This window comes from Nostoc sp., assembly GCF_041747015.1.
Classification (GTDB): Bacteria; Cyanobacteriota; Cyanobacteriia; order Cyanobacteriales; family Nostocaceae; genus Nostoc.
Window position 1 is genome coordinate 1 of the sequence record NZ_JBGTFY010000008.1, and the last position, 7,417, is coordinate 7,417.

Sequence of the window (7,417 nt, forward strand, 5' to 3'; positions counted from 1 at the left end):
ATGCGGAAATGATGGGAAATTTATCATGAGTTTTCTCAATCATAACTTCCTCACAGTTTCCTCATCTTTTTTAACATCATGAGAGATAGTCGGTGTTCTTGTCGTTCACGAGGATGAAATCTATGAAATGGCAACAATTAACTCTGGCTTTTGTAGCTACCATTTGCTTAATATTTGCAGGCAATGCCCTCGCACAGACCGATATTAATATCGACAATACCAACCTCATTCGCTTTGGGGGAAATGTGACCGTACCAGAGAACCAAATCGTCGAAAATGCCCTTGCTTTTGGGGGGAACGTTACTGTTTCACCTAATGCCAGAGTTTTGGACACTGCTATCGCTTTTGGCGGGGATGTCATCCTAAAAAAAGGAGCGCGGGTAGATGGTGATACTTACTCCTTTGGCGGCAAAATCGTACAGGAACCCGGTGCGATCATTGGTGGTGAGAAAGCTACATTCAGCGATCGACATGGCATGATGTATGGCTCTGATAGAGGCAGAAGTAGCTTCTTCGCTCACTATTTCTTCAGTGCCATTTTTAGAATTAGTGCCGCTATAGCAGCAGCTATTCTCGGACTGATTATTTTGCATACCAGCCCACAGTTCCTGCCGAATTTGGCTACAAAATTGCGTCAACATCCCAGTTTGACTGCTCTATGGGGGATCGGGGCGATTGTCGCCATTATCTTTGTCAGTGTGTTTCTGGCGATTACGCTCATTGGTATTCCCCTGATTCCACTACTAATTCTGACTGCGATTGTCACTTCTCTAGTAGGGTCATTGGGCGTGGCACTTTTTGTCGGTCAACGCCTAATCAGTAATGGCAATCGGTCGTTACAGCAGCAGTTCTTGGTGGGTTTGGCGATCCTGACAGTTTTGGCACTCATTCCATTTTTTGGAGGGTTAGTAGTTTTCCTAGTCAATCTGTTCGGCTTGGGTGTCATCTTGCTGTGGAGGTTTGGTAGAGAAAAACCTCAAACAGCTAGTGAGTGAATAGGGCAGTAATTACTATGCTGTCTGGTGCCCATAATTTAGAAGAACAGTTTGAAAAATATGTGGGGATTGAGTTAAAGAAAGTAGTCAAGGTTTCACATGAAGAATGCTACAACTGGAACCATGATCATTATTGGGGCAGGGATTTCTGGTCTGGCAGCAGGTTGCTATGCCCAGATGAATGGTTATCGAACACGGATCTTTGAGATGCATAATCAACCAGGTGGTCTGTGTACCGCTTGGCAAAGGCAGGGATTTGTGTTTGATGGTTGTATTCACTATTTGTTTGGCTCTGGGCAAGGACAGCCTTTCTACCGTCTCTGGGAGGAACTCGGCGTTGTGCCGCAGCAACAATTTGTCCATCACGATGAATTACTACGAGTTAGCGAACCTCATGGTAAAACCTTAATTGTCTACAGCAATCCGGCTCGGTTAGAGCAACATTTAAAAGAACTATCACCAGTTGATCGTCGGCTAATTAGCGACTTCTGTGCTGGGATTCGCGCTTTTACCCACTTTGATCTCTCACTAGTCCAGCAGCAGCCCAAAGCATTATTGCGTCTGGGTGACTGGGGACGGCTGGTGTGGAAAATGTTACCGTTTGTATGCCCACTGTTACGGTGGGGAAACCTCTCAGCAGCAGAGTTTGCCGATCGCTTCCAAGATCCCTTTCTGCGCCGCGCTATTTCTCAGATGTTTGCCTGGGAAAGTATTCCAGTGATGGTGGGCATGTCTCTGCTAGCTTATATGCACACTAAAAATGCTGGCTTTCCACTAGGGGGATCGCTGCAATTTGCTCAAAAGATCGCCCAACGCTATCTGGCATTAGGGGGTGAAATTCACTATGAGTCGCAAGTGGAAAAGGTTTTAGTAGAGAACCAGCAGGCAATTGGTGTGCGGTTATATAACAACGAAAAACACTGGGCTGATCGAACGATCTCGGCTTGTGATGGGCACAATACGCTCTTCGGGTTACTTGATCGTCAATATGTCCCTCGCCCAATCCAACGTTACTATGATGGACACTTACCGATTCATTCCCAACTACAGGTATCACTGGGAGTAAATCGTGATCTATCATCTGAACCGCACTGGACTACTCATCTGCTCAATGAACCCGTAGTGATTGCTGGGGAAAAGCGATATGAGGTGGGGGTCAAGAACTACTGCTTTGATCCCTCGCTAGCACCGTTAGGGAAATCAGTGCTGATTGTCGTACTGACCACTAATTATGACTACTGGCAACGCATCTATGGTCGATCGATCTACGACGCGGAGGAAATTCAAGAATCACAAATTCTTATCGATCTCTTAGAGCGATTCTATCCCGGTATTAGGAGCGATATTGAGTTTGTAGATGTGGCTACTCCCCTCACCTACGAGCGTTACACTGGTAACTGGCAAGGATCGAGTTGTGGTTGGCTACTGACCAAGCAAACCCTCCCGCTGTCGATAAAAGGATTACCGAAAACATTACCTAAACTGCGGAATTTCTATTCGATCGGTCAGTGGGTCGAGCCGGGTGGTAGTGTCCCAGTAGTTGCCATGTCGGGACGAAATGTTATACAGCAAATCTGTCTGGAAGACAAGCGAGTTTTTAGGGCAAAAATACCTTAAAAAGTACACTCCTTTCTCGCACCATAACGATGCCCATAACCCACCACAAGTAATCTCTCGGACACGACCAATAACCTTGATTTTAGTATAGCTCAACTCTTCATTATCGGGATCTGCAACCAATGTCTGAATCTGATGCAATTGTCCAAATAGTGAATTTTATTATGAGTCACTTTACTCATACCCCGATTCGCAAGCTAAATCGGCTATTCAAACTACAAATTGTGAGTGTGATCGCACTCACATCACTGCGAATTGGGGCCACGAAAAAGCTTGGCTTTTAAGCCAATTCCCTGAACTTGAGCTTCGATCAGCATTTGTGTGTTGAAGGATGTTTTTAAGATATATCTCAGTAACATCAATGCATCATTAATTGCTGATACATTGATGTCATAAATAGGATAAGCAATTCATTTGCTAAGAGAGATGCTTCTATGAATAAAAAGCCTTTAACCTATTGTCTTATTGGCTTATTGACGGGTAGTGTTATTACGGCTGGTGTGCTGTTCTTGGTCGCCAAATCTTCTCCTTCTCCTGCGGGCATTGCCAGTCTAGTTCCCTTTAGACCTGGAATGATAGGACAGTCTGACCAGCACTTTATTGTGATGATGATTCCCCATCATGAAGGGGCGATCGCAATGGCAGATCTGGCACTCAGCAAAGCAAAGCACCCGGAGATCAAGAAACTTGCCGAGGCAATTAAAACCACGCAAAGTCAGGAAATTCAGCAGATGCAAACCTGGTATAAGCAGTGGTCTGGTGCGGATGTCCCGGCTTGGGGCCCAGGAAATCGTTGGGGCTGGTATAACCGGAATCAACAAGGGCAAGGCAGCAATCAGCAACCCGTTTGGGGACCTGGAATGGGGATGTACCGCAATTGGAATGACTGGGATCGAAATGGGGGATCTGGCATGATGGGTGGCAATATGATGGGTGGTAATATGATGGGTACAAATCTATATACCCTGCAAAAATCCCCTGACTTTGATCGTGAGTTCATTCAACAAATGATTCCCCATCATCAGATGGGTGTGATGATGGCTTCAATGGTTTTCAATAGTAGTCAGCGCCCAGAGATTCGGAACCTGTCTCAGTTGATCATCAAAGGACAAACGGCTGAAATTAACCAGATGCAACAGTGGTATCAACAGTGGTATCAATAACACTACTTTTGTCTCTGCTGGACTAAAGGTAGCGCCGCTACGTTCAGGTACCACACGATCGCTGAAACTATTTTGTAGTAATTGTTCTAGACTTTCTAGAGCACGACCTGATTTGCTACGATTTTGTGCTGCGTTTGGCACAAGAACGTGGAGACACGCAGCAAGCGGAAAAACTCCAGCGACAGGGGCCGCCGCCTTATTACGGCGACGATGTCGTGATAAAGCGTGCTTACTTTGTGGAGACAATCACGTACATCAGAATCCCGCGATCGCCAATGCGGGGTTCAATACTTTTCAAGACCTTGCGGGTTCCGAGTACGGACTGTACGACAAGGTGAATTGGTTCCGAGGACTGCTGGACACTTTTGGAGTAGTCTACCCGCAATTGTGGGATGTGGACTTTCGCAAGCAGGCGACACGCCTCGAAGTGCCTGTCTACTTTCTGATCGGACGACACGATGTTAACGCGCAGCCCAAGATGACCGAGGAGTACTTTAATATCCTCACTGCGCCGCACAAAGAATTGATTTGGTTTGAGCGATCGGGGCACGGTCCCTGGGTGAATAAGTCAGCCAAATTCGTAGATGTAATGGTGAACAAGGTGCTGGCGAAGACAACCGCCAAAAATGTCGAAGGTAAAGTTCAAGAATGAAAAATTCCCAGAAACCTTTCTCGCTGAGAACATATCTATTGATCGTCGTGGCGATATCTTGGCCATTTCAAATCGCGTATGTGCTGTGGGCAGAGACACCGTTTATGCGCTATGCCTTAAGCTCATTACCAATGATTATGGTCACAGTTGGCACCTGTATCGCTGGTCGCTATATATTTCATGATGGTTTCTCAAAAGCTGGCTGGAATTGGGGTAAATCAAAACACTATTTAGCAGTTTTTTCACTAGCAATCTTTGTCTGGGTTGTTCCCACAATCCTCGAATTAGTCTTAGGAATGCGTAGTATCCCTAAAGCAGTTATTGTTCCAGAGATTCTCGGAAATTTTCTACTTCGTTTTATCGCCACCTTGATTCCAGCATTTGGGGAAGAGTTTGGTTGGCGCGGCTATATGCTACCGCACTTGGTAAAACGATACAGATTAAGAACAGCACTACTTCTTCATGCATTTATTTGGTGGGCATGGCATTTACCTACGCTTGTTGGAATGGGCGTGGCTGAAAAACTTACTGGTAATATGGGAACTTCAATAGCCATTATGCTTGTACTAACTCTAATTCCTACGATGATGCACGCGCTCGTTTTTGCATATATTTGGACAGTTACACAAAGCCTTGCCGTTGTGACTGTTTATCACGCTGCAATTGATGAGATTCGTGATGCGATCGAAACCACGATCGGTTTTGGTTCTCTGGTTGAAATCTGGCAGATGCTTACCTTGACAGTATTAGGCGGACTGTTGCTGTGGAAAGGAAATTGGAAACAGTTAACTGCGAGGAAAACATGAGCAAATCACTCTTGGCAAGGTGTCAGGGAATGTTATGAACTCAAAACTAGAACGAATGGCGCGATTTAACGCCGAAAATGGAGAAATTATATTGACACAATATGCAAAGTAAAACCAAATTGACTCTGATTAAAGCCATTCACACTTTGATATGGATATTCTTTAACTTTGTTATTTTCTATATGCTTTATGCCGTGATCGCCAATAAACTCGATCTCTGGCTCTGGATGGGTTATGGATTTGTATTACTAGAGGGGCTAACCCTACTAACTTTTAAATCCCACTGCCCATTAAATCTGCTTGCCCGAAAATACTCAAATTCCACAAAAGACAATTTTGATATTTATCTTCCCAGTTGGCTAGCCAAGTACACAAAGCTAATCTATACAACTATTTTCGCAATCATTCTCATCATCACCCTCTATCAAATTCTAAATTAACAAACATAGGTAAGTATCATGTGGATAAAATGGATTGCAATTATTGGTGTTTTAATTCTAGTTTGCATTGGACTTGCCATCCTTTACGGTGGCTATCGGTGGCAGATAGATACTGATAAATTACGCGCTAAATTAGCAAGTAGACGGCGAACCATTGAGCCAAAAATCTACGACCCAGAAGAGCTTGAAGGTTTACCAGATCCCGTCCAGCGATATTTTCGGACAGTTCTTACGGATGGACAACCGATCGTGGCAGAGGTCAGCCTCTCTCAGACAGGACAGTTCAATCTGAATGAAATGGAGGATAAGTGGAATCCGTTTACTGCCACTCAACTCGTGATTACTCAACGTCTAGGTTTTGATTGGGATGCACGCATCCAGATGGCTCCAGGACTGAATGCCTTTGTCCATGATGCCTATCTGTTAGGCGAAGGCAACTTACACGCATCCTTACTTGGTCTTGTCACCGTTGCGGATGTGCACGGTACCCCTGAAGCTGACCAAGGCGAACTAATGCGGTTCTTTGCTGAGGCGGCTTGGTATCCTACTGCACTATTACCGAGTCAGGGTGTGTACTGGGAAATGATCGACGATACCTCCGCTCGCGCTACTTTGACGGATGGTGCAACAACGGTCTCCCTTGTGTTTCAGTTTAATGCTGATGGGACGATCGCGACGATGCGGGCTGAAGCTCGGCATCGCGACAAGCTGACTGCGATGCCTTGGGGCGGAAGATTTTGGGAATATTCAGTTCGCAATGAGATGCTTATTCCTTTAGAAAGCGAGGTGGGATGGGAGTATCCAGAAGGCACTCGGCTCTATTTCAAAGGCAGAATTACAGAGATTAACTATGAGTCTGCGCTGTAGCAAAATCTATTGCTCTCATCATTTCAATTGTTACGTGGGGCATATTTAACTTTTGCAAGAACAACCGTAATTTTTAAGGAGTCGGGACACACTTATTTGTGTCCCGATAATTTACGAAGCTACAGCATAACGAATTAGCTGAGAAATCCGTTGGCGCAAAGTTTCTAACCCCAAGTGATCGCGCGCCGCAATAAATACAGCTTGAGGAAACTCCTCCCTAGCCAGTTCCAATGTCTCGCTATCAGCACAATCAATTTTGTTTAAAACTACCAAGGCTGGTCCCGGAGTAATCGGCATTTCTGACAAAATACTCATTACTGATCTGATTTGACTATGCCAAGCTGGATGAGATAAATCTGCTACGTGCAGCAAAGCATCGGCTTCGGTGACTTCTTCCAAAGTTGCCCGAAAAGAATCCATTAACGACGCTGGCAATTCGTGAATAAATCCTACGGTATCTGTAAGCACGATCTGCTTAGGTCTACTTGTCACCGCGTCCGGTAACAACATTCGCCGGGTAGTAGGGTCGAGAGTCGCAAATAATTGATCGGCGGTGTAGACTTCAGAATTAGTCAAGGCGTTTAACAGCGTTGATTTTCCGGCATTTGTATAACCAACGATCGCAATTGATGGTACTTCCTTGTGTTGGCGTTGCTGACGTAACCGCGATCTATGAGCTTGTAATTGGTCTACTTCAGACTGCAATCTACTAATTCGCCGGGCGATCGCTCGCCGCTCAGTTTCTAGTTTAGTTTCCCCTGGTCCCCGCGTCCCAATCCCACCACCCAACCTTGACATGGCTTGTCCTCTACCCGTCAATCTGGGCAACATATACTCTAGTTGAGCGAGTTCTACTTGCAGTTTTCCGGCTCGTGAT

The 7,417-nt window shown here is 45.4% G+C and carries 9 protein-coding genes; 7 read left to right on the forward strand and 2 right to left on the reverse strand.

The window, feature by feature from the left end; translation table 11 throughout:
• The first annotated feature begins 122 nt into the window (after nt 1-122).
• From ACEW80_RS00740 to ACEW80_RS00755, 4 genes are all read left to right on the forward strand, one after another.
• Entirely contained in the window at nt 123-995 is an 873-nt protein-coding gene (locus ACEW80_RS00740; RefSeq protein ID WP_373524760.1) for a hypothetical protein, read from the forward strand.
• Nucleotides 996-1,094: 99 nt separating this feature from the next.
• Complete coding sequence (locus ACEW80_RS00745; RefSeq protein ID WP_373524761.1) at nt 1,095-2,612, forward strand: phytoene desaturase family protein; 1,518 nt, start codon at nt 1,095-1,097, stop codon at nt 2,610-2,612.
• 122 nt (nt 2,613-2,734) lie between these two features.
• Nucleotides 2,735-2,896 (forward strand): hypothetical protein, encoded by a 162-nt coding sequence (locus ACEW80_RS00750; protein ID WP_373524762.1) that lies wholly within the window; start codon nt 2,735-2,737, stop codon nt 2,894-2,896.
• Nucleotides 2,897-3,046: 150 nt separating this feature from the next.
• Nucleotides 3,047-3,775, forward strand: a complete 729-nt coding sequence (locus ACEW80_RS00755; protein WP_373524763.1) for a DUF305 domain-containing protein — start codon at nt 3,047-3,049, stop codon at nt 3,773-3,775.
• Between the two features lie 229 nt (nt 3,776-4,004).
• Here ACEW80_RS00755 and ACEW80_RS00760 read toward each other — a convergent pair whose 3' ends face one another.
• Nucleotides 4,005-4,232 (reverse strand): hypothetical protein, encoded by a 228-nt coding sequence (locus ACEW80_RS00760; RefSeq protein WP_373524764.1) that lies wholly within the window; start codon nt 4,230-4,232, stop codon nt 4,005-4,007.
• A gap of 21 nt (nt 4,233-4,253) precedes the next feature.
• Here ACEW80_RS00760 and ACEW80_RS00765 point away from each other — a divergent pair, with 21 nt between their 5' ends.
• From ACEW80_RS00765 to ACEW80_RS00775, 3 genes are all read left to right on the forward strand, one after another.
• On the forward strand, nt 4,254-4,427 hold the full coding sequence (locus ACEW80_RS00765; protein ID WP_373524765.1) for a hypothetical protein: 174 nt from the start codon (nt 4,254-4,256) through the stop codon (nt 4,425-4,427).
• On the forward strand, nt 4,424-5,233 hold the full coding sequence (locus tag ACEW80_RS00770) for a CPBP family intramembrane glutamic endopeptidase (protein ID WP_373524766.1): 810 nt from the start codon (nt 4,424-4,426) through the stop codon (nt 5,231-5,233). The genes ACEW80_RS00765 and ACEW80_RS00770 overlap by 4 nt, the downstream gene beginning before the upstream one ends.
• Before the next feature lie 458 nt (nt 5,234-5,691).
• Nucleotides 5,692-6,540, forward strand: a complete 849-nt coding sequence (locus tag ACEW80_RS00775) for a DUF6544 family protein (RefSeq protein WP_373524767.1) — start codon at nt 5,692-5,694, stop codon at nt 6,538-6,540.
• Nucleotides 6,541-6,651: 111 nt separating this feature from the next.
• On the opposite strand, the gene hflX is transcribed toward ACEW80_RS00775, so the two are convergent.
• Nucleotides 6,652-7,417 (reverse strand): GTPase HflX (gene hflX / locus ACEW80_RS00780; RefSeq protein ID WP_373524768.1); only part of this gene is annotated, 766 nt, incomplete at its 5' end.

What these genes read in the sequence shown, in the direction of transcription:
- ACEW80_RS00770 (WP_373524766.1), top strand. Translation starts at nt 4,424, where the DNA reads ATGAAAAATTCCCAGAAACCTTTCTCGCTGAGAACATATCTATTGATC.
- ACEW80_RS00775 (WP_373524767.1), top strand. Translation starts at nt 5,692, where the DNA reads ATGTGGATAAAATGGATTGCAATTATTGGTGTTTTAATTCTAGTTTGC.
- ACEW80_RS00750 (WP_373524762.1), top strand. Translation starts at nt 2,735, where the DNA reads ATGTCTGAATCTGATGCAATTGTCCAAATAGTGAATTTTATTATGAGT.
- ACEW80_RS00745 (WP_373524761.1), top strand. Translation starts at nt 1,095, where the DNA reads ATGAAGAATGCTACAACTGGAACCATGATCATTATTGGGGCAGGGATT.
- ACEW80_RS00740 (WP_373524760.1), top strand. Translation starts at nt 123, where the DNA reads ATGAAATGGCAACAATTAACTCTGGCTTTTGTAGCTACCATTTGCTTA.
- ACEW80_RS00765 (WP_373524765.1), top strand. Translation starts at nt 4,254, where the DNA reads ATGACCGAGGAGTACTTTAATATCCTCACTGCGCCGCACAAAGAATTG.
- ACEW80_RS00755 (WP_373524763.1), top strand. Translation starts at nt 3,047, where the DNA reads ATGAATAAAAAGCCTTTAACCTATTGTCTTATTGGCTTATTGACGGGT.